Raw genomic sequence first — 26,491 nt, 5'->3', positions numbered from 1 at the left:
ATCGACTCTCTCACTCGAACTTACGAAATACCTACACGGACATCGGCAGGCAGCGTAACCCTCGAAGATCGACTTCGGAACTCGGGCGCCGAATAGCGCGCGGGTCGTGGCGCCGGTAGTGGCAAGAAGGTCCACCGTGAGGCAGGCTGGGCAAATGCCTTTCACCGGTTCGACGTCCACTCCCAGCCAAGCGGCCGCTCTTCGTTTGTCGGCCCTCCTTCTCGGCGCCGGCACCATGCATTTCGTGGCGCCTTCCTTCTTCGACAGCACCGTTCCCCGCCAACTTCCCGGACAGGCCCGCACCTACACCCAGGTGTCCGGCGTCGCGGAACTGGCGATCGGCGCTGCCTTGGCCGTGCCGAAGACCCGCAAGCTCGGCGCGGGCTTTGCCGCCGCGCTCTTTGTTGCCGTGTTCCCCGCCAACATCCAGATGGCGATCGACTGGTGCCGAAGCCCGAAGACGTCCACACCGCAGAAGATCGGTTCGATCGCACGTCTTCCCCTGCAGGTTCCGCTGGTGACCGAAGCACTCAAGGCTCGTCGAAACGCAAGCTAATCTTGCGCGCCTGCCGTTCGGATGAGGCGAGCGAGAGCCTCACCGTCCGGCAGGTTCTCGGGTGCGATGGTGCGACCCGATCGAACGTAGTGAAACGCCGCCCGGACCTTGTCGGCCGGAAACTGTTCGTTGCGCCCCGCCGAACGGGCTCTGGCTGACATCAATTCGGCCCAGGCCACCCGATACGCGGCCAACTGCATCACAACAGCGTCCTCGTTGGCGGCCGACGGTTCGGCACCGGTCTTCCAGTCGATCACCGTCCATCCGCCGTCGGGATCGGCGAACACAGCGTCGATGCGACCCCGTAAAACCGTTCCGGCAATGGATGTTTCGAAAGGAACTTCCACTTCGATCGGGCTGCGATTGGCCCACGGGGACCGCAGGAACGCATCCTGAAGTTTCACCAGATCGGTCTCGGGACCCGCGCCGGTATCCGCGGCGCCGGGTAGTTCGTCGAGATCCAACAGTCGGGTCGCACCGAACCTTCGCTCGATCCAGGCGTGAAAAGCCGTGCCGCGCCGAGCGAGCGGGTTCGGTGGGTACGGCAGTGGTCTACGCAGCCGTGCCGCGAGTTCATCCGGATCTGCCTTGAGGTCGACGAGCTGAGTCACCGAAAGCTGCGCCGGGAGAATCACTTCGGCACGCGCGTTTGCCCGGGCTTCGCGCTCGGCCAGGAGAACGTCGACGTCCGAGGCCCAGTTCTCCGGATCGTCCTCCGGTTCTTCCGTCTCTTTGCTGTCTTGCGGCAGCGATGCAAGTGCGGACAGGACGCTCGCGGCTCCGGCCTCGACCGCGCCGCGACGCGCACCCAGCGGGTCGGGCGGCCACTGCGCCGTACGGGGTGTGGAGGCCAACGGGTTCTCGGTGTCGGGTTCCGGTGCAGGCGCCCATTCCTCCACGACGCCGATCGCACCGCGTGAGTCTTCTTCACCGGCATCGTTTTCGGCCGTGACCATCTGATGCAGCTCGTCCAGGAACTCCGAAGGCCCCTTCGGTTCCGAACCGGATTCCGCCCAGTGATGCGCCGAGATGAACAGCGCCCGTTCGGTTCTGGTCAGCGCGACGTAGAACAGTCGCCGGTCCTCGTCCAGTCGACGGTTGGACAAGGCCTTCTTGTGCGCCGTGATCGCGTTCTCGAGGTCCTTGCGGTTGTAGAGCTCCTCGAGGTCGAGCACCGGAACTCCGTCGGCCGAATCCGCGTCGACCGCCCGGTCACCACGCAACGACGGTGGCAGTTCGGCGAGCGCCCCGAGCCACGATCCGGACGCGGTGGACGAGGGGAACACCCCGTCGCTGACATGCGGGATCGCCACTACTTCCCATTCGAGCCCCTTCGCCGAGTGCACGGTCAAGATCTGCACGCGATCCGGCGCCACCTCCACTTCGCCCGGAGTGAGGCCCTTTTCGATCTGTTCGGCGGCCGCGAAGAATGCGAGCATCCCGGGCAGATTGGCTGTTGGACGCGTCGCGTAATTGGCGACGACGTCGGCAAATGCGTCGAGATGCTCGCGGCCCGCGGTCCCGACGACACCGACTCGGGTTCGCGCGCCTGCCTCGATTCCGATACCGAGCACCCGCTCGACCTCCGCCACCAGTTCGGTGAGCGGCTGGCCGATACGTTCGCGCAACGACGCCAACTCTGCCGCTATCGCGTTGATGCGTGTGTACCCGAGAGCTGAATAACGTTCTGCCGGGCCTGGATCGGAGATCGAATCGACCAATCCTGCTTGCTCGGCGTTCTCCCCCGGCAGCGCGTCCTGAACTGCCGAGGTGAGCGCCTCGGCGTCGGTGACCGCACCCGCTGTTCCGTATCCGGCGGAGATGGCAAGTTCGCGAGAGCGTTGCGAGAGTGCGGCGAGGTCCTTCGCGCCGATCTGCCATCTCGCTCCGGTGAGCAGCCGAACGGCGGCGCTACCCGCCAGCGGATCGGCGACCACTCGGAGCATGGCGATCACGTCCGCCACCTCGGGTGTGTGCAAGAGCCCACCGAGTCCGACCACTTCGACCGGCAGACCTTTGGACCGCAAAGCCTCGGCCAGCGGGGCAGCATCGGCGTTGCGGCGGATCAACACCGCTGCCGTGGGCGTCGGGCGGTCTTCGGCACGTGCCGCCTCGTACTCTTCGGCGATCTTCTCCGCAACCCACTGACGTTCCTGTTCGACGTCTCCCAGCAGCGCCAGTCGAACGTCTCCGGCGACGGCTCCCGGCCGCGCACGAAGTGTGCTGACGGCCACACCGCGTCGGCGCAACGGTGCCGACGACAGGTTTGCCAATTCGAGAGCCTCCGGCGGGTTACGCCAACTGGTGAGCAGTTCGAGTGTCGGAGCCGGCTTTCCGTTGGCAAGCGGGAAGTCGGTTGCAAACCGTGGCAGGTTGGCCGCCGACGCGCCTCGCCAACCGTAGATCGACTGCATCGGATCGCCGACGGCTGTCAGCGCCAACCGGCCGTCGGCTCCCCCACCGAACAACGAGGACAACAACACTCGCTGAGCGTGACCGGTGTCCTGGTACTCGTCGAGAAGAACTACCCGAAAGCGCTCACGCTCGGTTTGCCCGACCTCGGGATGTTCGGAGGCGACACGGGCCGACAGCGACATCTGGCTGCCGAAATCCAATGCGCCTTCACGCCGCAGCGTCTCACCCAGCCGGGCAACGAGGGGCAGTAGCTCGATGCGTTTGTGTTGCACATCAAGGTAATTCAACAGCTCTTTGCTCGGCCCACCCCGCTGTTTCGGACCGGCGGGCAGAGTGTGAATCAGCTTGTCCAACTCGGTGTGAGCCTCGAGCAACTGCTCGGGGTCGACCAGGTGCTCCGCCAACTGACCGGCAAGGGCCAGAACGGTTTCGGTGATGGACCCCGGATTCTTGTCGGTGTCCAGATCACTGTCCCAGCCGCTCACGACGCGGTGCGCAACCTGCCACAGTTCGGTCTCGGACAACAGCGTCGCCGAGGGTTCGATCGGCAACAGCAGTCCGTGCTCGGACAGCAACCGTCCCGCGTAAGCATGGTAGGTACTGACTTCGGGTTCCCCGGCCAGAATCCGGGAACGCACTCCGCCGGTCGGGTCGAGTGCCCGCAGAACGTCCGAACCCGCCAGTCGCGCCAAGCGCTTGCGGATTCGCGACGTGAGCTGTTGTGCCGCTTTGCGCGTGAAGGTCAATCCGAGAACGGCCTCGGGATCGACGAAGCCGTTGGCCACCAGCCACACGACGCGAGCAGCCATCGTCTCGGTCTTACCGGCACCGGCACCGGCGACGACCAATGTCGGACCGAGCGGTGCGGCGATGACAGCCGCCTGTTCCGGCGTCGGCGGGTGTTGACCGAGCGCGACCGCCAGGTCGACAGGATCGATCTTCGGTCGGCGTGCCTTCTGCGTCGCGGCAGCCACTTAGTTACTCACCTGTCGTCCCTCGTCGTGTGCCGGGCAACTCGAGCGCACCGGGCAATGTCTACATCCGTCGTTGACCCTGGCCAGATACTGCGGCCCTTGGGTCGCTGCCGCTGCGTTGTGGATGACGTCTCGCCACATCTCGACGGCTTCGGCCGTCAGCGGCGGCTGAACTCGCTGCGCCGCACCGTCTTTCTTGTTGGACTTGGCCACGAATACCAGGCGTGCACCGCCGGGTTGTGTGGCCGGTTCGCCGGCAATCGCACCTTCGGCCGCTGCGACCTGGTACGCCGCCAACTGCGCGTGAGATTGCGCGGCCTCGTTGCTGACAGGGTTTCGCGCAGTCTTGACGTCGACAACCACCGGACGGCCTTCGGTGTCGCGCTCGAGCCGGTCGATCCGGCCACGAAGCTTGACCGCAGGCGCTCCCTCCTCACGTGGTTCGAGGACCCCCTCGACCGCGACCTCGACGCCGACTTCGGTCAGTTCACCGCGAGTTGCGTTCATCCAGGCGGTGAACGTCGCCAGCATCTCCCGAGTTCGATTGAGTTCGCGGCGCGAGTACCACTGCGATCCCAGATCGATGGATTCCCAGGCATTTTCGAGTGCCTTCTCGACCTGATCCGGTGGAATCCGGCCGGCCAATGCCTGCACCAAGGTATGGACCAGCGTACCGGCGATCGCATGAGTGTTGTCTCCGTCGCTGCCGCCATGACGCTCGAACACCCATCGGAGAGGGCATGTTTCGAGAAGCTCGATGGTGGACGGCGATAGTGAAACCGGTCCGTCCTCGGGCTGCCACATGGGAGCAGCGGTACTCGGCTCGGCTGTGCCGTACCACTGATCCGGGTGCGCGCCCCGTACCCCGGCAGCAGCCAGACGTGCCAACTGGCGAGCGGCCCGGGAATGCTTCTCGGGGTCGAAATGCGCGATGTCGGGATCACACACGACGCTGCGAAGCTGTGCGACCAGTGCAGGCAGCGACAGAACCCGGGTATCCCCGGTCTCGGGTGCAACGACGTCGAGATCGGAGGACGGATCGTCCGAGTACGCGTCACCACGGATCAATTCGTCCACGAACCGCGAAGGCACCAAGTCGGTGTCCCCCGAAGCCGATTCGACTGCGGTGATCAGCAGACGGCGACGAGCACGGCTACAGGCAACCAGGAACAACCTGCGTTCTTCGGCCAGAAGCGGTGCGGTTCGCGAGAGTCGTTCGGCAGCCGAGTCACTGCCGTCGGAGACTCCGTTGACCAGGTCGATCAGCGCTTCGGTACGCAGTAGCGATCCGCGTGCCCGCAAACTCGGCCAGAGCCCCTCCTGCACACCCGCCACCGCCACGACCGCCCATTCGCGACCCGCCGCGGCGTGAGCGCTGACCACGGTGACGGCGTCGGGAGTGATGACCGACCGGCTCCGCGAGTCGGTCGGTATCTCCTGGCTGGTCAAGTAGTCGACGAAACCGGCGAGTTGCGAACGCGGCAACCGGTCGACGTAGTTGGCGGCCGCGTCGAAAAGTGCGACGACTGCGTCGAGGTCTCGATCGGCCTGTGAGCCGATAGGTCCGCCGCGCGCCGACGCAGCCGCCCAGCGTCGTTCCAGCCCCGTCGCCTGCCATGCTGCCCACAGAACTTCTTCGACCCCGAGACCTCGCTCGAGAGGCACTCGGGCCTTGCGAAGGACCGACAGCACGCGATTGAGTGCCGCAGCTTCGACGTCTGTCAACTTGCCCATGAGGCGCTTGGACTGCGCACGATCCTCGTCGATCAGAATGAGCCGCAACAACTCCGAGGAGTCCCGATCACTTCCCGATGCCAACTCGACCCGGCGCAGGCCACGACGCAACCGGCGCAGGGTGACCGGCTCGGCGCCGCCGATGGGACCGGCCATCAGGGCAAGCGCGTCGTCGCCGGTGAACTGATCGCCGCCGAGCGCCCGAAGGACCAGCAGCAGGCCGGACACTCCGTGTTGCCTGGCCAGCGGCAATTCGGTGGCAGCGGTCGTGACGGGTACCCCGGCCGCGAGCAGGGCTCGCCGGAGAGGGGCGAGAGTGCGCGGGACCGACCGAACGATGACGGCCATGTCGGACCAAGCAATCCCGTCCAGCAGATGGGCCCGGCGCAAGGTATCTGCGACGACTGCCGCTTCTTTGGCCGTCGTACCGAGAACCCGCACCGACGCCCGCCCCGGGTCCTCATCGGTGAGATCGGATGGAACCGCGATGCGATGAGCGAGGTTGCCGGGCAGCCGCGCAGCGATCTTCGCCGCGATCGACGCGACGTCGGCGTTGTTGCGAAACGTGGTGGGCAGGACGATCTGGCGCTCGTCTCCGCGCTCGGCGAGTCCGAGTAGGAACGCCGAATCCGCACCGCGGAACCCGAAGACCGACTGATCGGGATCACCGGCGATGACCGTGCCCGCAGTTGCGGTTCCGATCAGCCGAACCAGTTGCGCCGCCTGCGGATCCAGATGTTGTGCGTCGTCGACGAGTAGGTGCCGGATCCGAGCGCGCTCGGAGCGAAGCAATTCGGGATCGGTGGCGAACGCGGTCAATGCCGCACCGATCAACTCGGCCGCGTCGAGCGCCGGCGCCGTCGCCTCCGGAGCCTCGACACCGACACTGCCGCGCAGCAGCACGCCTTGCTCGTAGGCCTCGGCGAACCGCCCGGCCGCCACCCACTCCGGACGTCCACGCTTCTTGCCGAGCTTGACCAGATCTTCGGGGCCGAGTCCGCGCTCGTTCGCTCGCAACATCAGATCTCGAAGTTCGACGGCAAAGCCGTTCAAACCCAATGCGGGTCGCAGGCGCTCCGGCCACCGGAGCGCACCGTCTTCTATGTCGCCGCGCAACATCTCTCGGAGCACCGAGTCCTGCTCGGCGCCGGTGATCAGGCGTGGCGGCGCGTTGCCGTGCGCTGCGGCTTGAAGCCGGAGTACGGCAAAGGCGTACGAGTGAACGGTGCGGACCAACGGCTCACGAGTTGCCTGCGGTCCGCGTTCTTGTTCGTACCCGAGCAACCCGGCCGTGATCTGCTCGCGGACCTGCGTCGCTGCCCGGCGCGACTGGGTGAGCACCAGGACCGATTCAGGATCTTCGCCACCGGAGATCTTCTGCACTGCCAGATCCACCAGAAGGGACGTCTTGCCGGTTCCGGGGCTGCCGAGTACCTGCCAGGGACTCCAGGCGGCCCCCGAGCCGAATGAAACAGGGCCGAACGCGAGTTGGAACGGATCCTCGGACGGCGGCGCGAACAGCCGGGCCGTCCCTTCGTCCCACGTTCGGGGTATCGGAGACGGCGCAGTTCGGTGCACCAACCGCGCCCGCGGAATGGTGACCTTGCTGCGTGTTGCCGTCTCACTCACCCAGGCATTCCACCAGAGCGCACCGACAACTCACACATCGCCTGCATCCGGCATGATTGACCTCGTGTCTGCACTCCATACGTATCTCTACGGACCCGTCGGGGCACCGGAGATCCTTTCGCTGCACGGTCTGACCGGTCACGGCCGACGTTGGCAGTCGATGGCCGAGAACCAACTGCCCGAAGCGCGCTGGATCTCGCCGGATCTACGCGGTCACGGGCGTTCCACCTGGGCTCCTCCGTGGAACATCGAATCCCACGTGGCGAGCCTGCTGGAGACGCTCGACGAACATGCCACCGGACCGGTGGTGATCGTCGCGCATTCTTTCGGCGGAATGCTGGCGCTGCACCTCGCGGCCACCGCACCGGAACGCATTCGTGGGCTCGTCCTGCTCGACCCGGCGATCGGGTTGGATCCGACTTTCATGCAGGAAGTGGCCGAACTCACAATCGGCTCACCGGATTACACCGATGCGGCAGAGGCCTACTCCGAGAAGATTCACGGCTCGTGGGGTGAGGTTCCCACACAGGACCTCGACGTCGAGATGGCGGAACACCTGATCGAACTGGACAACGGACGCGTCAACTGGCGCCTGTCCACGCCCGCGATCGTGACCGGGTGGGGCGAACTCGCTCGCCCGATCGTGCTGCCCCCGTCGTCGATGCCCACCGTGCTGGTTCAGGCGATGAAGGTCCAACCGCCGTACGTCACCGACGAGTTCCGGGCAGCGCTCACCGAGCACCTCGGTGAAAATCTGACCGGTGTCGAATTCGACTGTGACCACATGGTCCCGCACGTGCGGGCCGACGAAGTCGCCGCCCTCGTTCGCAGCATGCTCTGAAGGAACCGACATGGCAGCCACCACCGAAGAGCAGATCGAAGAGGTACGGCGCCTCATCGCGTCGATTCCGGCCGGTTTCGTGGCGACGTACGGCGATATCGCTGATGCTGCAGGACTTTCCAGTGCTCGCACGGTCGGTTGGATCATGCGAACGGACTCTGCCGACCTGCCGTGGCATCGGGTTCTCGGCGCCTCCGGCAAACCGTCGGCGCACCTGGCTCATCGTCAGATCGCCAAGCTCGAACTCGAAGGCGTGCCGATCAAGGACGGTCGGATCGACCTGAAGAAGGCTCGGTATCACTTCTGATTCACGTGTCACCGGTCGTCGTGACGCGGGCGATGGGGCAGCATGGAGGTATGACCGTCACGCCGCCGACCGCCGCCCTCATTCTGGCGGGTGGTCGCGGGACCCGAATGGGTGGTGTCGACAAACCCGGCCTGCTCGTTCACGGCCGCAGGCTCCTCGACATCGCGCTTTCAGCGACGGCGCATCTGGACGCCGTCGTCGTGGTCGGTCCACATCGCCCTGAACTTGATCCTGGCATCACTCAAACTCAGGAAACTCCGGCCGGAGCCGGCCCTGTCGAGGCGATCTGGGCCGGATTGTCTGCGACCCGGTTACCCGACGACGCCGTGGTGGTGGTCCTGGCGTCCGATCTGCCGCACATCGAGGCCGTATCAGTCGACGCTTTGATAGCTGCCACGTCGACGGACAGTCCGGTGACGTGTGCCGTGGACGAGAACAACCGAACCCAATTCCTGCTCTCCGCGTGGACATTTCGCGAGCTCCGGCAACGCCTGTCCACATTGCGGGAGAGTTCGGGGTTGGAGAATCAACCTATGAAAGCGATTGTCACCGAACCGTTCTCGACGCTGCGTGTCACTGGCACCACTGACTGCGACACACCGGCGGACATCGACCGCGCGCGAAACCATCCGCGCCTGACGATCGAGCAAGCCCGCGCCGCCGTCAGGAACTCACTGACAGCATTGTCACCACACCGGGCCGCCCTCGCCGACAGTCTCGGAGCAACGCTCGCGCAGCCTCTCGTCGCCCTGGGTGATCTTCCTCGATCCGATGTCTCGGCGATGGACGGGTACGCCGTCTCCGGCGAGGGTCCCTGGCGAATCCGCACCGAGATCCGTATCGCGGGCGCCGACGGGCAACTCGAACTCGGTGAAGGCGAAGCGATTCGCATTGCCACGGGAGCACACCTGCCCCTCGGCGCCACCTCGGTGATTCGTGACGAGTATCTGTCCGTCGACGAGCCATCTCGGATGGTACGGAGACTGCCGGATGCGCCGCACCGCAACGACGCTCGACCACGAGGGGAAGATTGGACCACCGGATTCACGATCGCCCCGACTGGTACCGCGGTGACTCCGGCGGTGGTCTCCGCAGCTGCCAGCGGTGAAGTGTTCGACGCCCTCGTCCGTGGTCCGGTACGGGCACGCGTGACAGTCACCGGCGACGAGATCCGGCGGACCGGTCCACTGCGTGAAGGTCAGACCCGCGACTCCGTCGGTGGGATTCTCCCCTACCTACTGGAAAGCAACGGCGTACGGTGCGTGGCGGATTCGCACCTGAGGGACACGGCCGACAGTTTCGAGCGTGTACTGGCGGATGCGACTGAACAGGACCTGCTTGTTGTCATTGGTGCCACGGGCGGCGGCGCTGCCGACGAAATGCGCAGTGCGCTCGATCGACTCGGCGCTCGCACGATTGTCGGGCGAGTCGCCTCGCGCCCGGGCGGATCTCAGATAACGGCTGTCCTGCCCAGTGGTCGGGTGGTTCTCGGCCTCCCCGGCAACCCGTACGCCGCAGTGACCACCCTGTTGACGATGCTGCCCACCGTCGTGGCCGCCTTGACGGGAAGCGACACACCACCGCGACTGCTCGGCATCATCGAGAACGCCGCAGCGGTGACTTCCGATGCGGTACGCCTACTGCCGGTCACACAATCCGCCGACGGTCGCTGGCGCGCCGAACCGTCTGTACGTACCGCACACCTGGCGGGGTTGATCGGGCGCTCCGCGTTTGCACTCGTTCCGCCACACGCGGAAGACGATGCCGTCGCCGAAGTGGTTGTCCTCCCACGCTGATCGGGTCAGTCGTTTGGGCGCCTACGCCGGTTGACCCCGACCACGCCGACCACTATCGCAAGCACCAGCGAATACACGCCCCACAGCACCAAGAACGGCAGCAGCCACCCGGCATCAACGGTCTGACCGCGCGGTCCGACGCAATACAGCGTGAAATTGGTGGACGTACCGTCGCCGTCGGAAAAGGTATCCGAGACGACCATCGCGCTCGATGTGGGAGCTTCACAGAAAATCGGCGCCAAATGAGCGACCTGTCCTGGCCAGATCACCGAAGACAGTAGTGCAGCAAAGATTCCCACGACCACGATCACCACTACGGAGATCAGCAACGGAGCGATACGGCGGCTCACAGCGGGTGCACCAGGAAGGGAGTTCCGTCAGGCTCGAAGACCACCAGCGCCCGCGAGCGTGGAGATTCCACCATCACGGATGCGCGAATCGACTCGGTGCGACTGACCGAGATCCCGGTGACTTCGCCGTCGTCGACACCGCTGTTCTCCAGCGCGTCGTCGACCAACTTCTCGAGGTTCGTCAATGCCGGCACTTGATCCAGCGTGAACGATCGTGCATCGAGATCGTCGGTGACACTGACTTGCACGGGGCTCGGCTCGCCGAGAATGACTCCGTCGAAAGAGAATCTGTCGAGCTGGGTCGGCTTCCCGGGGTCTCGAACGGTGACTCCGAGCGTCTCGATCGGGCTGATGTCGATGCTGGTCACCGATACCGCGTCGACGCCGTATCTATGTGCGAGGCTGTCGAACCCGCCTCGCACCAACTCCGACGTCATCCCACCGCCACGTTCGCGCATCTGATTGTCGAAATCCATCCGATCAACGGCACCGATACATCCGCTCAGACTCGTGGCCGCCAAAGCGATGGCTACCGTCCACAGCGCCGACCGCACCTGCGAGGACGCGAATTTCATGAGCGGAGCGTACCGCGAGTGTCCGGTTCCATCCCGGTGGACTGCGCGTCGCACGAATTACTGTCGGCGACTCGTGGGATCATCGCGCCATGAATCGTGTCGACGAAGGATTCGAACCGCCGGACGCATTGGTCGAGTGGTGCCGCTCCCGCACCTTTCCACTGCACGTCCTCGACGACGAAGCCACCGTCGACCTGGATTGGTGGAACGCACACCTGAAGGACGCCGGCCACACCATCAGCCTGCGCGGGCGTGATCTCGACGGCAAAGTGATCACCGAAGGTCGAGCCATCGTTCAACGCAACGACCTTCGCCCGTCGAGCGATCTCGTTGTCGCCCAGCACGACGGCCTCGGACTACTGTTTCTCTGCGCGGCCTGGCAGGGCTCGCACGAGAGCCGACGGTTCACACGGCGGTTCCCCAACGTCTTCAATCCCCATCACCGCGAGGACGAGGATCCGCTGACCCAGATCACAGCCATTCTCGATCACTGCTCGAAAAACAAGTCGATGCCCGTCGTCCGGCGCGACACCTGGTCCGGGTGGCCACTCACCCCCGGTGTCGGGGTATCGCTGATGGCCGCTTTCATGTGGGCAGTGGGCGTACAGGACGAAGGCCGACGCGCTCAGATGATCGACCAGTACGGAGTCTCGACGCTCATCCACGAGGGCTGGCTCGAGGATCCTTCCGTCACCGGCTTCACGACGCGTCGCTACCGCCGGTACTGCGAACTTCTCGACAGCTGGGCCTATGCCGCCGGCACCCAACCCGAGATCGTCGAGATGTGGTTGGTGAAAAGGTGGAGTGCGCGATTGGCCCAAGCACGCAACGACGTGAGCGCCCCCACCCTGTTCTAACTCTCAGAACGGCTGCATCTCAGAACGGCTGCATCTCAGAACGGCCAGGCAGGGAGAGTCGGCAGCCCCACCCTCGTCGGCCTCCCGACCAACCAGGCCAAGGTCTCCGCGTCGGACAGCGACGGCACTCGTACACCCGGGACCGCCGTCTCGAGTGCGCCCAACTGGCTGGCGAGAGTGAATTCCACGAACTCGGCAGGCCAGTCGTGGCAGGTGTAACCGATGTCGAGGTCCATCAGGTGAATCTCGATCTCGTTCCAGCGCAGGATCGGTAGATCGAATGCCGTCACAGGTTTGCGCCACGGCACCGGTGTGTCCAGTCGATCTGTCGGGATCTCGCACAACGCGTCGACCAGCCTCGTTCCCGAGAAGCGGTAGTCGAGGGCCAACAATTCAGCCGGGCGATCTGCGCCCTCTTCGATTGCAGCATTGCGCGCATCCGGCCCCCCTGGATACATCTCCCCCGATTCGCCGCCCTGCACGCCGGCAACAAATCTGCCCAGCGCGTCGGCGTTGCGCGACATGTGCGTCACGACGTGTCCCCGACTCCACCCGAGGAGCCCGGAGGGCTCCCGCGCCTGCTCTTCGGTCAGTGCACCGATGAGAGCCTGTGCCTTGACGTCGGATTCACGAACTGCTGCGACCAGGTCGGCATACGTCGGCGTTACGGAGTGAGACGTCATGCAGCGATACTAGTTCCCTTCGCGCACTCTCATACCGATTCACGACAAGGTCCACCACTCCCGGATCGACGCCGAGCGGTTCGGTCACACCATCGGCTCCTGCAGCGTGCAACCTTTCGTGGAACAGCCCGTGCGCGAGGAGGTACGAGGCGACAAAAACTCGCTTCGCGCCGCGAACGCGTGCTGCTGCAACAACATCGGCTACCTTCGGCTCCCCGGTCGCGATGTACCCGATGTCGACACGAGTCCCCGCCGCCTCGGCAAGCATCAGCGCAGCACGCTCGACGTCTCGCAGCGCCCGCGCATCGGACGACCCGGCGGCAGCAAGCACTGTCGCGTCACCCGGATTCCACCCCGCTTCGGTCAAGCGCCGAAGCAACACGCGTGCAAGCGCCGGATCGGGTCCGAGTGCGGGCGTCACACTCACAGCCGAGTGCTCACTGAGCGTCACTTCGCGTCGAACATCGGTGTGAACGTGGTAGCCGGACGCCAGGAACGCCGGTACGAGAATCGCTCGCCCCGGAGTGTCCCGGAGGACTTCCGAAGGTGACGGACCGAGCACATCGACAAAGGCAACGCGCGTGCGTCCGACGCGCGTGCCGACGGCGTCGGCCAGTGCGGCAACCATTTCCACGCCACGTGCACTACGCGTGCCATGAGCTACCAGGACGAGGACATCGTCATCGCGTTGCATAGTCACCGGGATTCTGTACGTAGTCGCCGGGGTCGAGGGCAAGTCGATAGCCCCGCTTGACCACCGTCTGAACGGCTTTGGGCGCGCCGAGGCACGCGCGCAATCGGGCGACGGCGGTCTCGACGGCGTGGGTGTCCCCGCCGCCGCCGGGAAGAGAAGCCAGAAGTTCGTCGCGGGAGACGACTCGACCGGGACTCGCACCGAGAGTGCGGATCAACGACATCGCAGCCGGCGGCAATTGCTTCACTTCACCGTCCACGACTACGCAACCGCCGCGAATGCTGATTTCGTGTTCGCCGGCTTGAATCTTGTTGGCTCGCTGCGGGAGTTCGTCGACGATGTGTCTCGCGAGCGCGCCCAGACGTGCCCGCGCCGGGGCTGTGGTCGGTACATTCAAGGCTTCGAGCGGCGCCGAGGTGACCGGGCCGACGCACATTGCCGCCACCGGACCCCGCATCGCGTCGAGAATGTCGCCGAGATCCCCGGTCTTGTCGGCTCGCATCAACATCGAGGCTACGGCCGGTGCACTGGTGAAACTGACGGCGTCGATTCCGGCTGACACTATGGCGTCGATCATCCGGTCGAGCAGCGTCGGATCCTCCGGCGGTTCCCATCGATAGACGGGCACCGCGATGACCTCGGCGCCGGCCTCGCGCAACACCTGACAGAAGTCGGGAATCGGCTCCCACTCGGTGGTCGCACCATGCAGTTGTACAGCGATCCGCTTTCCCGAGACACCTTCTGCCAGAAGATGTTCGAGCACCTCGGCGGAAGACTCGGATGCCGGTGACCATTCCTCACGAAGGTCGGCCGCGCGGATTGCTCCCTTGGCCTTCGGTCCTCGCGCGAGTAGACGAGCCGAACCGAGCGCAGAACCGAGACTTTCGGCTTCGCCCCATCCGTCGGCGGCTTCCAGCCAACCCCGGAATCCGATCCCGGTGGTGGCGACAACCACCTCGGGAGGATCCGAGATGATCTGCTGTGTCACCCTTTCGAGCTCACGGTCGTCGGCCAACGGAATGATTCGAATCGCCGGAGCGTGAACGACATCCGCTCCCCGACGAGTCAGCAAGGTCGCGAACTCCTCGGCGCGGCGCGAAGCAGTGATACCTACCGTGAATCCAGCCAACGGCATGTCGTCACTCACGAGACTGCATCGGAGACAGTCGAGCGAACGCCCTGCATCTGCAAGCTGTGTACCTGAACGACTCCAGCCCACACGCGAACGCCGTACACCGGCAGCGCAACCGACAAGTCGTCCAGCGCCCGGCCGTCGACCAGCGAGAACGCCTGCTTGAGCAGTGGCGAGACCACGATCGGTTCACCGTCCCGGTCGCCGACGAGTCCGCGAGACATCACCGCGGCGCGGCCGTACGGATCGAAGTTGCTGACAGCCCGGAGTGTGCCGTCCTCGAGTAGGAACAGTGCCACCTGCTCGCCGCCGCGAAGAAGCACGGCAACTCCGCGTCCAGGGATCAGATGGCTCAGCGGGCAGGCCGACGTCCATTCGAGTCGATCCGAATCCAGCTTGGCGATCTGCGCATCGATGACACTCATCGAAGTCCTCCTGTCGATCCGGCGACAACGTCGCGCGGGTTCTTGTCTACGTTTCTACGGATCCCGTGTTTCCCACGGGTTACGCGACTATTACCGGCGCGTGGGGATGCTCGGCATGCCCATCAGGACCGGAACCTTGCGCACTCCGGTCTCGTCGAACACAACCGTCGGGTCGGCTTCTTCCGGTGCGTTGACGAACGAGACGAACCTCGACAATTTCTCCGGATCACCCAGCACACCGGCCCATTCGTCCTGGTAACCCTCGACGTGCTTGGCCATCAGTGCCTCGAGTTCCTCGCCGATACCCAGGCTGTCTTCACAAATCACGGCCTTGAGGTGATCGAGTCCGCCTTCGAGTGATTCGACCCACGGCGCCGTGCGCTGGAGGCGATCGGCAGTACGGATGTAGAACATGAGGTAGCGGTCGATGTACTTGACCAAGGTCGCGTCGTCGAGGCCTCCGGCAAGCAACTGAGCGTGTTTGGGCGACTGTCCGCCGTTACCGCCCACATACAGATTCCAACCGTTCTCCGTCGCGATGACGCCGACGTCCTTGCCTCGCGCTTCGGCACATTCACGGGCGCAACCCGAGACGCCGAACTTGATCTTGTGCGGCGAACGCAGACCGCGGTAGCGATTCTCGAGGTCGACGGCCATACCCACCGAATCCTGGACACCGTAGCGGCACCAACTCGAACCGACGCAACTCTTGACCGTCCGGAGGGACTTGCCGTACGCCTGACCCGATTCCATCCCGGCGTCGACGAGGCGCTTCCAGATCGCGGGCAACTGTTCGACGCGGGCACCGAACAAGTCGATGCGCTGACCGCCGGTCACCTTCGTGTACAAGCCGAAGTCTCGCGCCACTTCTCCGATGACGATGAGTTGCTCACCCGTGACCTCGCCGCCAGGCATCCGAGGTACCACGGAGTACGTACCGTTCTTCTGGATGTTCGCGAGGAAGTGATCGTTGGTGTCCTGCAACGACGCCTGCTGGCGGTGCAGGATGTGATCGGAGTCCGTCGATGCCAGAATCGAAGCGACTACGGGCTTGCAGATGTCGCAACCGGCGCCCTTGCCGTACTTGGCGATCAGCGCCGAGAAGGTTCTGGTCTGCGTCGACTGGACGATCTGGAACAACTCGGCCCGCGACTGCGCGAAATGTTCGCACAGTGCCTTCGACATCACGACGCCGGAATCGGCCAGCAGCTGCTTCACGGTGGGAAGGCAACCGCCACAAGTGGTTCCGGCGCTGGTGCACGCCTTCACCGAAGCGATGTCGCATGCGCCGGCTGCGATTGCACCGCAGATGGCTCCCTTCGTCACGGCGTTGCACGAGCACACCTCGGCGTCGTCGGGCAGCGAGCCTGCACCCGGCTTCTCCCCCGCAGGCGAGATCAATGTCGCCGGGTCACCGGGTAGTTCGCGACCGACCAGCGGGCGCAGCGACGCGTAGGCCGATGCGTCACCGACAAGAATGCCGCCGAGCAGGATCTTCGCGTCGTCGGAGACCACGAGCTTTGCGTACGTCCCCTTGGACGCGTCGCTGAGGACGACTTCGAGGGCGCCCGGTGAGGTCGCCATCGCGTCACCGAAACTGGCGACGTCGACGCCCATGAGCTTGAGCTTGGTGGACATGTCCGCGCCCGGGAAATCCGCGGCGCCGCCGAGCAGACGATCGGCCACGATCTCGGCCGTCGTGTAACCGGGAGCGACCAGACCGTAGCAACGGCCTTCCACCGCAGCACATTCGCCGACGGCATAGATGTTCTCGTCCGACGTCACGCAGCCGAGGTCGGTCAGAATGCCACCGCGCTCCCCCACTGCGATGCCGGCGTCGCGGGCCAGCTGATCACGCGGACGTACTCCGGCGGAGAAGACGAGCAGCGACGCGTCGATGGTGGAGCCGTCGGAGAGTTCGACCACGATTCCATTGTCGGCCTGCGAAATTCCCGCCGTCCCGACACCGGTGTGGACAGTGAGCCCGAGTTCGGTGACGAGGCGAGCGAGCAGTGCGCCACCACCCTCGTCGACCTGCATCGGCATCAATCGCGCATTGTGTTCGACGACGTGTGCCGTCATTCCCATGAGCGAGAGAGCATTTGCGGCCTCGAGTCCAAGCAAACCACCGCCCACCACGACGCCGACAGCGCCAGGACCAGCCTTCTCGGCGGCGGCCCGGATACCGTCGAGGTCGTCGAGGGTGCGGTAGACAAAACATCCGTCGCCCTCGTGCCCCGGCACGGGTGGCACGAACGGATACGAACCGGTCGCCATCACCAGAGCGTCGTAGGAGATCGTCTCGCCGGTTGTCGTCGTGACCGTGCGTGCATCTTTGTCGATCGAGAGCGCGCCTTCCCCCACACGGAGGTCGACCAGGCTGTCGCCGTCGTAATCGTTGCCGGCCAGTGCCAATTCCTTGGGGTCCCACGCTCCGACGTACGAGGACAGCCCGACTCGGTCGTACGCTGCGTACTGCTCGTCGCAGAGTACGGTCACCGACCAGTTGTTCGCTTCGTCGCGCGAACGCAGTGCCTCGACGAATCGGTGTCCGACCATTCCGTGTCCGATGACAACAACCGACTTGCTCATGACGCCTACTTCCTGAGGTACGAGATAGTTCTGAGATTCTGCGGACCGCTCACGCCGTGACTGCGACCTTCGCCTCGTCGACGTCTGTGGTCAGCGTCGACGGCTTGCGCAGGAAGACGAACCAGGTGACTGCGATGCAGGCGATGTAGAAGGCCAGGAACACCCAGAAGGCCATGGTCGCCGACTTCGCGGGGCTGCTGTACGACGCGCGCAGCACCAGGTTGATGCCGACGCCGCCCAAACCGCCTACCGCACCGGCAAATCCGATGAGAGCGCCGGAGATACTGCGCGACCACGTTGCCTTCTCGCTTCGATCCATGTGGTCGAAGCTCTGGGCCTTCGCCTCGAAGATCGCCGGGATCATCTTGTAGACGGATCCGTTTCCGATGCCCGAGAGCAGGAACAGGGCGATGAAGCCGAGAACGAATGTCACCATGATTCCGGCGCTGGCGACGCCCGCGGTGTTGTCGTCCATCGTTCCGGCCGTCACGAGTATCGATGCCGCGAATGCCATGGCGACAAACGTCCACATGGTGATCTTGCCGCCGCCGATGCGGTCGGCCAGTTTGCCACCGAGCGGCCGGGCGATCGAACCGAGGAGTGGTCCGATGAAGGCGATCTGTGCTGCATGCAGCGCCGCCGCGGCCGGAGTGGCACCGCCGGCGAGGAAGTTGATCTGCAGAACCTGACCGAAGGCGAAGCTGAATCCGATGAAGGAACCGAACGTACCGATGTACAGGAAGCTGATCACCCACGACTCGGAGAACTTGAGTGCCTTGGCCATGGAGCGCAGGTCCGACTTCTGGTTGCCCAGGTTGTCCATGAACAGCGCGGCACCGACGGCGGCGGCCGCAATGAACACGAGATAGACGGCGCAGACGATCCACGGAGCGCGGTTACCGACGGTGGCGATCACCAGCAGACCGATCAGCTGAATCATCGGCACACCGATGTTGCCGCCGCCGGCATTGAGACCGAGCGCCCACCCCTTGAGGCGTTGCGGGTAGAAGGCATTGATGTTGGTCATCGACGACGCGAAGTTGCCGCCGCCGATACCTGCAGTGGCCGCTACCAACATGAACGTGGTGTACGACGCACCCGGGTTCATCATCAGGTAGAGCGTGAGAAGTGTTGGCACGAAGAGGAACAGCGCACTCATGACGGTCCAGTTACGACCGCCGAACCGTGCGGTGGCAACCGTGTAGGGAATGCGGAGGACCGACCCGACAAGTGTGGGCACTGCGACGAGGAAGAACTTTCCGGCCGCGTCGATGCCGTAGATATCCGTCGGCATGAACAACACCATCACGGACCAGATCGACCAGATCGAGAAGCCGACGTGTTCGGCTACCACTGACCAGATCAGGTTCCGCTTCGCGATGTCCTTGCCGCCGGATTCCCAGGCGTCGACGTCCTCTGCATCCCAATGCTCGATGTAATGACTCACCAGGGCCTCCTGAATATGTTGGAGACCCAAAGGTAGAAAATGGTTATTGCGCCGGTGCTGCGTGCGATGACCGCGAAGTCAATTGATCCTCACCCGGTAACAAGACCGGGTGTGAGCTAGTTTTTCGCAGGTGCGTGCCAGGAATCCTCGAGCATCCGAGGCTTGCATGCCTGGTAGGCGCCCAGGAGCACCACGATCACAGCGACGACGAGCAGGCCGAACGGCGCAGCGTATCCACCGGACACGTCGTGGAAAACGCCGAACAGGAGCGGACCGAGGCAGGCAACGGAGTAGCCGATGCCCTGGGTGAAGCCGGACAGTGCCGAGGAACCGATGTGCGAACGAGTACGCAGGTTGATCAGTGTGAGCGACATCGGGAACGTGCTCGGACCGAGGCCCAGGACGACAACCCACACGACCGGCGCCGCCATCGGGGCAAAGTACAGCCCGCCCATGCCGACCAGGTAGCAGACGGCACACGCGATCACGACAGGGAAGGGATTGGCCATGCGGGCGCACAGCGTCGGTGCACCGAAAGCTGCGACGAGCCCGATCACCGAGAACATTCCGACCATCGTTCCGCCGAAGGCGTCACTGGCTCCGGCGTCACGAAGGATCGAGGGAATCCACGTGAACATCGAATACGTGATCAGTGAGGTCATGCCGAACATGCCGGCCATCCCCCAGGCCACGGGAGAACGCCAGACCTGACCGCGTGGCTGTTCTGCCACTGCCGCAACCGAATCCGATGCATTCTCGACGGACCCGGCTTCGTTCGCGCGAGCCTTGCGCGAGCGAGCGAGGGTGATCAACCACGGCACTGCTGCGGCGAAGCCGAAGGCGGACCACCAGCCGATCGAGAACCGCCACCCGAAGGCGTCGGCGACCGGGACTGCGACGAACGCCGGAACGATGGTGCCGATCTGCACGGCCACGATGTAGACCGAACTCATGGTGGCGAGGCGATCCGAGAAGTACCGCTTGACCAACGGCGGGATCACGACATTGCCGATTCCCATGCCTGCCAGTGCCAGAGCCGAGAGGGCCAGCAACGACCATGTCTGAGACATCATGGCGCGCAACAACATTCCGACGCCGGCCATGAGCATCGCGACGAGGGCCGTTCGCTCGAGCCCGATACGTTTCGCGATGGCGGGAGTGATGAGACCGAAGATGGCGAACATTGCGGTCGGAACCATGCCGAAGACACCGACGATCGAGGCGGAGAAGCCGATCTCGTCGCGAATCTCGGCCGCCAAAGGCGAGAACGAGGTCACCGCAAGTCGAAGTACGAGCGCAGACATCGCAATCGCAGCGAAGACGAGCACACGGCCTTGTATCAACGAGCGGGTTTCGGTTCTCTCCAGTTGAGCAGTCACCGGCAAATCATAGGATGACCGGATGAACTCGCACAAGCGCGGTAATCTAACGTCACATTCACACCACTTACCCGGACCCGAGGAAACAACCACGTGCAACCCGTTCGACGCGCAAGTCTCATCTCGCAGGTCACCGAACAACTCCGCAACGAGATCCGGAGCGGAACCTGGCCGATCGGTTCCAAAATCCCCACCGAACCGGAACTGTCGGAGCTGACCGGGACCGGTCGCAATACCGTGCGCGAGGCGGTCCAGGCGCTCGTACACGCCGGAATGCTGGAACGTCGTCAGGGATCGGGCACCTACGTCGTTGCTGTCTCCGACCTCGGTGGCACTCTCGGCAACTACTTTGCCGGTGCCCACCAGCGGGATGTACTCGAACTTCGGCGCGCACTCGACATCACTGCAGCCACCCTCGCCGCCGCACGGCGAACCGAAGACGACATCGCCGAACTGACGCGGCTACTCGAGCTTCGCACCGCGTCATGGGAGGGTCAGGACGTCGACGCTGCCACCACCGCGGACGTCGCCCTGCACCGAGCAATCGTCGCGGCCAGCCACAACGAGGTCTACCTGGAGTTCTACGACTCCCTGCTCCCGGTCATCGAGACCACGATCCAACAGCACATCGATGCAACCGGCGAAGGATTCCACTCGCAGCACGCGAACCTCGTCAACGCTGTCGTCGACGGGAACACCGTGGCCGCCTCGAACGCCGCACGCGAGCTGTTCGAGGGCCTGGTCTCGGACTTCGGTACCGGCGCCCCGATCTAGAGCAGCAAGCGCACGATGTCGGACGTACGGGCCAACCCCGGGAACGCGTCCGCCGTCGAGCGAGGATGCAGAACATGAACCGCCAAGCGGAACATCACCGCACGTAGAAGCATCTGCGGCCACTCGGGGAGATCTTCCCACCGGCCGACCAGTGCCTCGTCGGCACCGCCCCACGAGATCGCGTCGACCACAGCGACGGCGGCGGCCCACGCAGCCGGCCGCCAATACGGCGTGATGTCGGTGATTCCGGGCGCCATACTGCCCGAGAACAGCACTGTCCCGAACAGATCGCCGTGCACGAGCTGGTCCGGGCTCTGCACCGGCTTACGCAAAGTAGCGAGCCCGGCGATCAGTTCCAGACTCTTGCGACCGTCAGGAGTGGGCGTCTCGAGTTGCTCGACGCCCTTCGCGATCCTCAGCGGAACCGTTTCCCATGCCGCGCGATCAGCGGCGACGAATACGTCGACCTCGGCCCACGGCGGCACGGGCGGTTGCGCAAGGAAGCGCGGGCGCTCGAGCGAGGCCGTCGCCGCATGCAGTCGGCAGGACATCGAGACCACTTCGTCGTGACGTGGTTCCGGCGATCCGACGATGAAGGTGTCGGCACGCCAGCCCGAGACGACGTAACGACCGTCGGTCGAACGCACCGGTCGAGCCAGCCGAACGCCGTCGACTTCGAGGTTCTCTCGCACCTTCGCCGACCACGCTGCGCGGGCATGATCCGCGACTGCTGAAAGGACGACGTCTCCACACAGCCACCCGCCGTCCCAATCCGCACCGAGTGGGATGGGATCGACTTCACGGAGGCCGAAGGTGGAGCACACGTGCTGGGGAGGTTGGCCTGTGCTCACACCCCAACGCTACCGGTGCGCGGCGCCGCCTCCCGCGAGGCGCGCCTAGTAGACCGGCAGACTCGCATCCACCTGGTTCGCCCAGGCGATCGCGCCGCCTTGAACGTGGACCGCGTCGGAGAAACCGGCGTTCTTGAGAAATGCCAATGCCTCGGCGGAACGAATGCCGGTTTTGCAGTACAGCACTATCTGCTTGTTCTGCGGCAACGTCGCCAGAGCTTCACCGGACAGGATGCGGTCCTTCGGGATCAGCACGGCCCCCGGCAGATGCATGATGTCCCATTCAACCGGTTCTCGTACGTCGACCAGCTCGATCGACCGTCCCTCGCCGATCATGGCCTCCAGTTCGGGCGCCGTGATCGTCGAACCGACAGCAGCGGCACTCGCCTCTTCGGACACGACACCGCAGAACGCGTCGTAGTCGATCAAGGCGGTGACCGGCACGCGGGTCGGATCACGCTGAAGGCGGATCGTCCGGAACGTCATCGCAAGTGCGTCGTAGATCATCAGGCGTCCGAGAAGCGGTTCGCCGATCCCCGTGATGAGCTTGACCGCCTCGGTCGCCATGATCGAACCGACGGTCGCAGGCAGGACTCCGAGCACACCACCCTCGGCGCACGAGGGGACCATGCCTGGCGGCGGCGCCTCCGGGTAAAGATCGCGATAGTTCAGTCCCGCGCCGTCCGGGGCGTCTTCCCAGAAGACCGAGACCTGCCCTTCGAAGCGGTAGATCGAGCCCCACACGTACGGCTTTCCCGCGATGACGGCAGCATCGTTGACGAGGTACCGCGTCGCGAAGTTGTCCGTACCGTCCAGGATCAGGTCGTACTCGGAGAACAGTTCGACCGCGTTGGAGTTGTCCAGGCGGAACTCGTGCAACCGGACGTCGACGTGCTCGTTGATTTCGAGAATCGACTCCTTCGCGCTGAGCGCCTTCGGGCGTCCGACGTCGGAGCGTCCGTGAATCACCTGACGCTGCAGGTTCGACATGTCGACCTCGTCGAACTCGACGATCCCGATGGTGCCCACTCCTGCGGCCGCGAGGTAGAGCAGTGCCGGTGAACCCAATCCACCGGCGCCGATGAACAGGACTCGTGCATTCTTGAGCCGCTTCTGACCGGTCATGCCTACGTTCGGGATGATCAGGTGCCGGCTGTATCGGGCAACTTCCTCCCGGCTCAACTCGGCTGCCGGCTCCACCAGTGGTGGCAATACGACGGGTGTTGCAGACACCGCGAAACACTCCTAGTTCAAGACGAGATCAGGGATTCTCGATCCGGTCACGCTCGGGGGTACGGCCACGGATTGAAGCGGCACGTGAGTCCGTTCATCGGAACGACGCCCTCGGGATCAAGCCTAGCGATGTCGTTGTTCGCGGTTCCGAAGGTCTGCTGCATCATGATCGGTGCGAGTCCGCCTTCGGTCTCGCACGGCTGATGAGCGGCGTATCCGATGGCATGGCCGACCTCGTGATTGATCTGATACTGCCGATACGAGCCGATGTCGCCCTGGAACGAAATGGCGCCTCGCACCCATCGCGGTTCGTTGAGCAGGACTCGGTCCATGCTCGGGTTGTAGCAGGATCCTTCGAGTTCGATTTCGTATCCACAGCCTTCGCGGATCGTCATCTGTGAGGTCAAGGAGATCCGGAAGTCCGGCTCGCCGGCGTCGACGCGCCGGAACGCGACCTTGGGATCGTTGGTCCAACTCTTCGGATTGGCCAGTGTCTGGTCGACCATGCGTCCGTACGATTCGTCTCCGCCGAAGCCGGTCGTGTCGACGCCGTCCTCGATCTCGACCGTGTACGTGAACTCGCGTTCGGTTCCCTGTCCGACCTTGCCCGTCGTACCTGGTACGACGTGCCACGTTCCACCCCCCGCGACGGTGAACGGACCACCGTCGGGAAGGGCACCGGACGGTATCGACGAAGCAAAAGTTCCGTCTCCGGCCGGTGGGGCACCGATGACGTCGGTTCCGTCAGTGCTGTGCGCGAGGTCGGCGGTGGCCGACGTCGCGCTCGCGGAGTCTGTGGCGTCCGGCCGCACCGCATCGACGATCACAAGAATGGTGAGCACCACGAGAACCGGAATCGCGTAGGCCCGCCAACCGTAGGTCGAGACGAAGCGCCCGAGCTTGCTCTGCTTTCGCGCTGCCCGGTCCGGTCGCGGATTACGCGGGGTTCGGCCCACTTCTCGTTTGGTCGGATCCCATTGGGCGCGCAAAGGCTGATGGGAGGAAATGCCGCGATAGTCGCGTTCGCCGTAGGCACGATCATCCGGCACCTCCGGCCGACGTTCGTCGCGAGGCGCTCCAGTTCCGCTACGCATTCGACGTTCCTCACGTTCAGGGTTCTGCGTAGTTCGTCCACGCATGCGCGGTCCCCCTGGGTCAGTCACGTCGTCCAGAATCTCACACACGGCAAGTCGCTCGCCCGGGCTGACCGAAACTTGCTGGTCCTGGCGTGTCATGGCAGCCCGTCCTGTAACGAGAAAGACCGCTGGTCTCGCTCACCGAGGCACGCGCGACTCGCCCGGGCGACACACGGTATCGTTCATTCGGCTACGACCGGTGTGACGGAGGATACTGGCGGGTACGCACACGCGACTCGCGGATCCGCGCGCCGACCGAATTACTTTTGCTCAGATTGGAAGCGACATGACAGAACTCGCGGATCGGACTGACTCCGATCGCGGTACAACGGCTGGCAAGCCTGCCGGAACACGTCGCAGCACCCGCCTCCCCCGCGATGCGCGCCGCCTCCAGCTCCTCGCAGCTGCAAGTGAGGTATTCGTTGCGAATGGGTACCACTCGGCCGGCATGGACGAGATCGCCGAATGTGCCGGTGTCAGCAAGCCAGTTCTGTACCAACATTTCCCAGGCAAACTCGAACTGTACGTCGCAGTCCTGCAGAGTTACGTCGACAGCCTCATCTCGGGTGTACGCCAGGCCCTGCGATCGACGACGGACAACAAACAGCGTGTCCGCGCCGCGGTCCAGGCGTTCTTCGACTTCGTCGACAACGACTCCCAGGGCTTCCGCCTGGTGTTCGAGTCCGACATCATGGGCGAACCTCAGGTCCAGACACGCGTCGAACAAGCCACCGAAGCCTGCGTCGACGCCGTGTTCGACCTGGTGAGTCAGGATTCCGGACTCGATCCGTACCGCGCGCGCATCCTTGCGGTCGGTCTTGTCGGTGCCAGCCAGTTCACTGCGCGGTACTGGCTCGAAGCCGCGCGGCCGATCCCGAAGGAAGAAGCCGTGGAAATCACCGTGACCCTCGCGTGGGGCGGTCTCTCACACGTGCCGCTGCAAGCCGAAACGAAGTAACCGGAACCCGAACGAGAATGGGCGGGCAGTCTCACGACTGCCCGCCCATTCTGCTGTTACAGCTACGCGTCAGACGGTAGGCGCGAATCCGACCTTGCGGATATCGGACGGACCGATCTCCACGTACGCCACACGAGAAGCCTGCACCAGGAACTTGCGGCCCTTGTCGTCGACGAGAGCCAGAACCGGCTCGCGGCCACCGAGGACAGCCGCGACCAGTGTCTCGACCTCGTCAGGGGTCTGTTCGCTGTTGACGATGAGCTCACGCGGGCTGTCGATTACACCGATCTTGACCTCCACGGTCAACCTCCGAACTGTTCGTGAATTACATCCGTTGTCGACGCAAGGCTAATGCAGCAACGACCGCCCACGCTCCTCTGCACGCTGTGCCCAGAGCGAACAGGCACCTAGACGAGTCCGAGAATCGCCATCCGCTCGGCATGCTTCGCCTGCATGCCGTCGAACAACGCGACAACTCCGTTGAGGTCGCCGGAGGCGGAGATCACCAGATCGGTGAGATCTTCACGCTGCGCCAGCACGAACTGTGCCTGCGTGATTGCTTCGCCCAGAAGACGGCGTCCCCACAGCATCAACCGGTCCTTTGCGCGAGTACTGGCCTCCACTGCTGCCTTCACCTCGAGCACCACGAACTCCGAGTGGCCCGTCTGGGACAGCACGTCCTCGACGATTTCCGCGACATCCGCCGGGAGGGAGTGCCCGATCTCGCGATAGAAGTCGGCAGCGATTCCGTCGCCGACGTACGCCTTCACGAGCGATTCCAGCCACGTCGACGGTGTCGTCGACGCGTGGTAGTTGTCGAGAGCTCGAACGAACGGGTCCATGACGGCGAAGATCTCGTGGCCACGTTCCGTCAACGCCGTTTCCAGAGTCTCGAAGTGGTCCATCTCGGCGGCGGCCATGCTGGCGAACGCCACCTTGCCTCGCAGGTCCGGTGCCATTTGTGCGTCCTCCGCCAAGCGGTAGAACGCCGAAATCTCGCCATACGCGAGAACGGCAAACAAATCGATCACGCCAGGGTGATCGGAAGCGACTCGGCCTCCGGTTCCAGCGTCCGTCGAAGCATCAAGATCGTGTGCGCCCATGACTACGAACTGTAGTGCTTCGACGGCCGACGCGACCGGCAAGGACCGCA

Annotated in this window: 23 protein-coding genes; 7 read left to right on the top strand and 16 right to left on the bottom strand. The window is 64.3% G+C overall.

Going from position 1 to position 26,491, the window contains the following annotated elements:
• Positions 1-154: 154 nt before the first annotated feature.
• On the top strand, positions 155-556 hold the full coding sequence (locus AC1Q6C_RS21510; RefSeq protein ID WP_492666769.1) for a DoxX family protein: 402 nt from the start codon (positions 155-157) through the stop codon (positions 554-556).
• Here the strand turns inward: AC1Q6C_RS21510 and AC1Q6C_RS21505 are convergent.
• Positions 553-3,945: an ATP-dependent helicase gene (locus tag AC1Q6C_RS21505; RefSeq protein WP_073512807.1), complete on the bottom strand. Its 3,393-nt coding sequence runs from the start codon at positions 3,943-3,945 to the stop codon at positions 553-555. The genes AC1Q6C_RS21510 and AC1Q6C_RS21505 overlap by 4 nt on opposite strands.
• On the bottom strand, positions 3,946-7,308 hold the full coding sequence (locus AC1Q6C_RS21500; protein ID WP_050654904.1) for an ATP-dependent helicase: 3,363 nt from the start codon (positions 7,306-7,308) through the stop codon (positions 3,946-3,948).
• A gap of 52 nt (positions 7,309-7,360) precedes the next feature.
• On the opposite strand from AC1Q6C_RS21500, the gene AC1Q6C_RS21495 reads away from it, so the two are divergent.
• Genes AC1Q6C_RS21495 through AC1Q6C_RS21485 form a run of 3 tightly spaced genes read left to right on the top strand, consistent with a single transcriptional unit; the run spans position 7,361 to position 10,252 of the window.
• Positions 7,361-8,149: an alpha/beta hydrolase gene (locus tag AC1Q6C_RS21495; RefSeq protein ID WP_054187621.1), complete on the top strand. Its 789-nt coding sequence runs from the start codon at positions 7,361-7,363 to the stop codon at positions 8,147-8,149.
• A 10-nt stretch (positions 8,150-8,159) separates the two neighbouring features.
• Entirely contained in the window at positions 8,160-8,456 is a 297-nt protein-coding gene (locus AC1Q6C_RS21490; protein WP_003942322.1) for an MGMT family protein, read from the top strand.
• 50 nt (positions 8,457-8,506) lie between these two features.
• Positions 8,507-10,252 (top strand): NTP transferase domain-containing protein, encoded by a 1,746-nt coding sequence (locus AC1Q6C_RS21485; protein WP_007731244.1) that lies wholly within the window; start codon positions 8,507-8,509, stop codon positions 10,250-10,252.
• Between the two features lie 5 nt (positions 10,253-10,257).
• Here AC1Q6C_RS21485 and AC1Q6C_RS21480 read toward each other — a convergent pair whose 3' ends face one another.
• Complete coding sequence (locus AC1Q6C_RS21480; protein ID WP_007731243.1) at positions 10,258-10,602, bottom strand: hypothetical protein; 345 nt, start codon at positions 10,600-10,602, stop codon at positions 10,258-10,260.
• Positions 10,599-11,177, bottom strand: coding sequence for a hypothetical protein (locus tag AC1Q6C_RS21475; protein ID WP_166502052.1), 579 nt, complete (start codon positions 11,175-11,177; stop codon positions 10,599-10,601). Before AC1Q6C_RS21475 ends, AC1Q6C_RS21480 begins: the two co-directional genes overlap by 4 nt.
• 89 nt (positions 11,178-11,266) lie before the next feature.
• Here AC1Q6C_RS21475 and AC1Q6C_RS21470 point away from each other — a divergent pair, with 89 nt between their 5' ends.
• Positions 11,267-12,034, top strand: a complete 768-nt coding sequence (locus AC1Q6C_RS21470; RefSeq protein ID WP_003942311.1) for an 8-oxoguanine DNA glycosylase OGG fold protein — start codon at positions 11,267-11,269, stop codon at positions 12,032-12,034.
• Between the two features lie 35 nt (positions 12,035-12,069).
• Here the strand turns inward: AC1Q6C_RS21470 and AC1Q6C_RS21465 are convergent, their stop codons facing one another.
• From AC1Q6C_RS21465 to AC1Q6C_RS21435, 7 genes are all read right to left on the bottom strand, one after another.
• The gene (locus AC1Q6C_RS21465) at positions 12,070-12,717 is read right to left on the bottom strand and encodes a maleylpyruvate isomerase family mycothiol-dependent enzyme (protein ID WP_192712541.1); all 648 of its coding nucleotides are present in this window, start codon (positions 12,715-12,717) and stop codon (positions 12,070-12,072) included.
• Positions 12,662-13,411: a sirohydrochlorin chelatase gene (locus tag AC1Q6C_RS21460; RefSeq protein WP_166502929.1), complete on the bottom strand. Its 750-nt coding sequence runs from the start codon at positions 13,409-13,411 to the stop codon at positions 12,662-12,664. The genes AC1Q6C_RS21465 and AC1Q6C_RS21460 overlap by 56 nt, the downstream gene beginning before the upstream one ends.
• The gene (locus tag AC1Q6C_RS21455; RefSeq protein ID WP_192712542.1) at positions 13,398-14,558 is read right to left on the bottom strand and encodes a uroporphyrinogen-III synthase; all 1,161 of its coding nucleotides are present in this window, start codon (positions 14,556-14,558) and stop codon (positions 13,398-13,400) included. The genes AC1Q6C_RS21460 and AC1Q6C_RS21455 overlap by 14 nt, the downstream gene beginning before the upstream one ends.
• The gene (nirD, locus tag AC1Q6C_RS21450) at positions 14,555-14,968 is read right to left on the bottom strand and encodes a nitrite reductase small subunit NirD (RefSeq protein WP_007731236.1); all 414 of its coding nucleotides are present in this window, start codon (positions 14,966-14,968) and stop codon (positions 14,555-14,557) included. The genes AC1Q6C_RS21455 and nirD overlap by 4 nt, the downstream gene beginning before the upstream one ends.
• Before the next feature lie 90 nt (positions 14,969-15,058).
• Positions 15,059-17,560 (bottom strand): nitrite reductase large subunit NirB, encoded by a 2,502-nt coding sequence (nirB, locus tag AC1Q6C_RS21445; protein ID WP_050654902.1) that lies wholly within the window; start codon positions 17,558-17,560, stop codon positions 15,059-15,061.
• A 49-nt stretch (positions 17,561-17,609) separates the two neighbouring features.
• Complete coding sequence (locus tag AC1Q6C_RS21440; protein ID WP_085989607.1) at positions 17,610-19,010, bottom strand: MFS transporter; 1,401 nt, start codon at positions 19,008-19,010, stop codon at positions 17,610-17,612.
• A 113-nt stretch (positions 19,011-19,123) separates the two neighbouring features.
• On the bottom strand, positions 19,124-20,386 hold the full coding sequence (locus AC1Q6C_RS21435) for an MFS transporter (protein WP_019747810.1): 1,263 nt from the start codon (positions 20,384-20,386) through the stop codon (positions 19,124-19,126).
• 93 nt (positions 20,387-20,479) lie between these two features.
• Here AC1Q6C_RS21435 and AC1Q6C_RS21430 point away from each other — a divergent pair, with 93 nt between their 5' ends.
• On the top strand, positions 20,480-21,160 hold the full coding sequence (locus AC1Q6C_RS21430; RefSeq protein WP_003942319.1) for a FadR/GntR family transcriptional regulator: 681 nt from the start codon (positions 20,480-20,482) through the stop codon (positions 21,158-21,160).
• Here the strand turns inward: AC1Q6C_RS21430 and AC1Q6C_RS21425 are convergent.
• The 3 genes from AC1Q6C_RS21425 to AC1Q6C_RS21415 are packed head-to-tail and all read right to left on the bottom strand — an operon-like array spanning position 21,157 to position 24,338.
• A complete protein-coding gene (locus AC1Q6C_RS21425) occupies positions 21,157-22,011 on the bottom strand; it encodes a TIGR02569 family protein (protein WP_007731227.1) in 855 nt (284 codons plus the stop codon). The two genes, AC1Q6C_RS21430 and AC1Q6C_RS21425, sit on opposite strands and share 4 nt — an antisense overlap.
• A gap of 45 nt (positions 22,012-22,056) precedes the next feature.
• On the bottom strand, positions 22,057-23,244 hold the full coding sequence (gene moeZ / locus AC1Q6C_RS21420; RefSeq protein WP_003942292.1) for an adenylyltransferase/sulfurtransferase MoeZ: 1,188 nt from the start codon (positions 23,242-23,244) through the stop codon (positions 22,057-22,059).
• A 47-nt stretch (positions 23,245-23,291) separates the two neighbouring features.
• The gene (locus AC1Q6C_RS21415) at positions 23,292-24,338 is read right to left on the bottom strand and encodes a DUF3152 domain-containing protein (protein ID WP_492666817.1); all 1,047 of its coding nucleotides are present in this window, start codon (positions 24,336-24,338) and stop codon (positions 23,292-23,294) included.
• 328 nt (positions 24,339-24,666) lie between these two features.
• Here AC1Q6C_RS21415 and fasR point away from each other — a divergent pair, with 328 nt between their 5' ends.
• Positions 24,667-25,338, top strand: coding sequence for an HTH-type transcriptional activator FasR (gene fasR, locus AC1Q6C_RS21410; protein WP_003942309.1), 672 nt, complete (start codon positions 24,667-24,669; stop codon positions 25,336-25,338).
• A 69-nt stretch (positions 25,339-25,407) separates the two neighbouring features.
• On the opposite strand, the gene AC1Q6C_RS21405 is transcribed toward fasR, so the two are convergent.
• Together AC1Q6C_RS21405 and AC1Q6C_RS21400 are read right to left on the bottom strand one after the other, a co-directional pair.
• The gene (locus AC1Q6C_RS21405) at positions 25,408-25,638 is read right to left on the bottom strand and encodes a DUF3107 domain-containing protein (protein ID WP_003942312.1); all 231 of its coding nucleotides are present in this window, start codon (positions 25,636-25,638) and stop codon (positions 25,408-25,410) included.
• Positions 25,639-25,745: 107 nt separating this feature from the next.
• Entirely contained in the window at positions 25,746-26,441 is a 696-nt protein-coding gene (locus AC1Q6C_RS21400) for a ferritin-like fold-containing protein (RefSeq protein ID WP_029255047.1), read from the bottom strand.
• Positions 26,442-26,491: the final 50 nt, after the last annotated feature.

The organism is Rhodococcus sp. MT28 (assembly GCF_058792695.1).
Note: the sequence above shows the minus strand (reverse complement) of the source record. Positions and strands in the feature narration are given on the sequence as shown.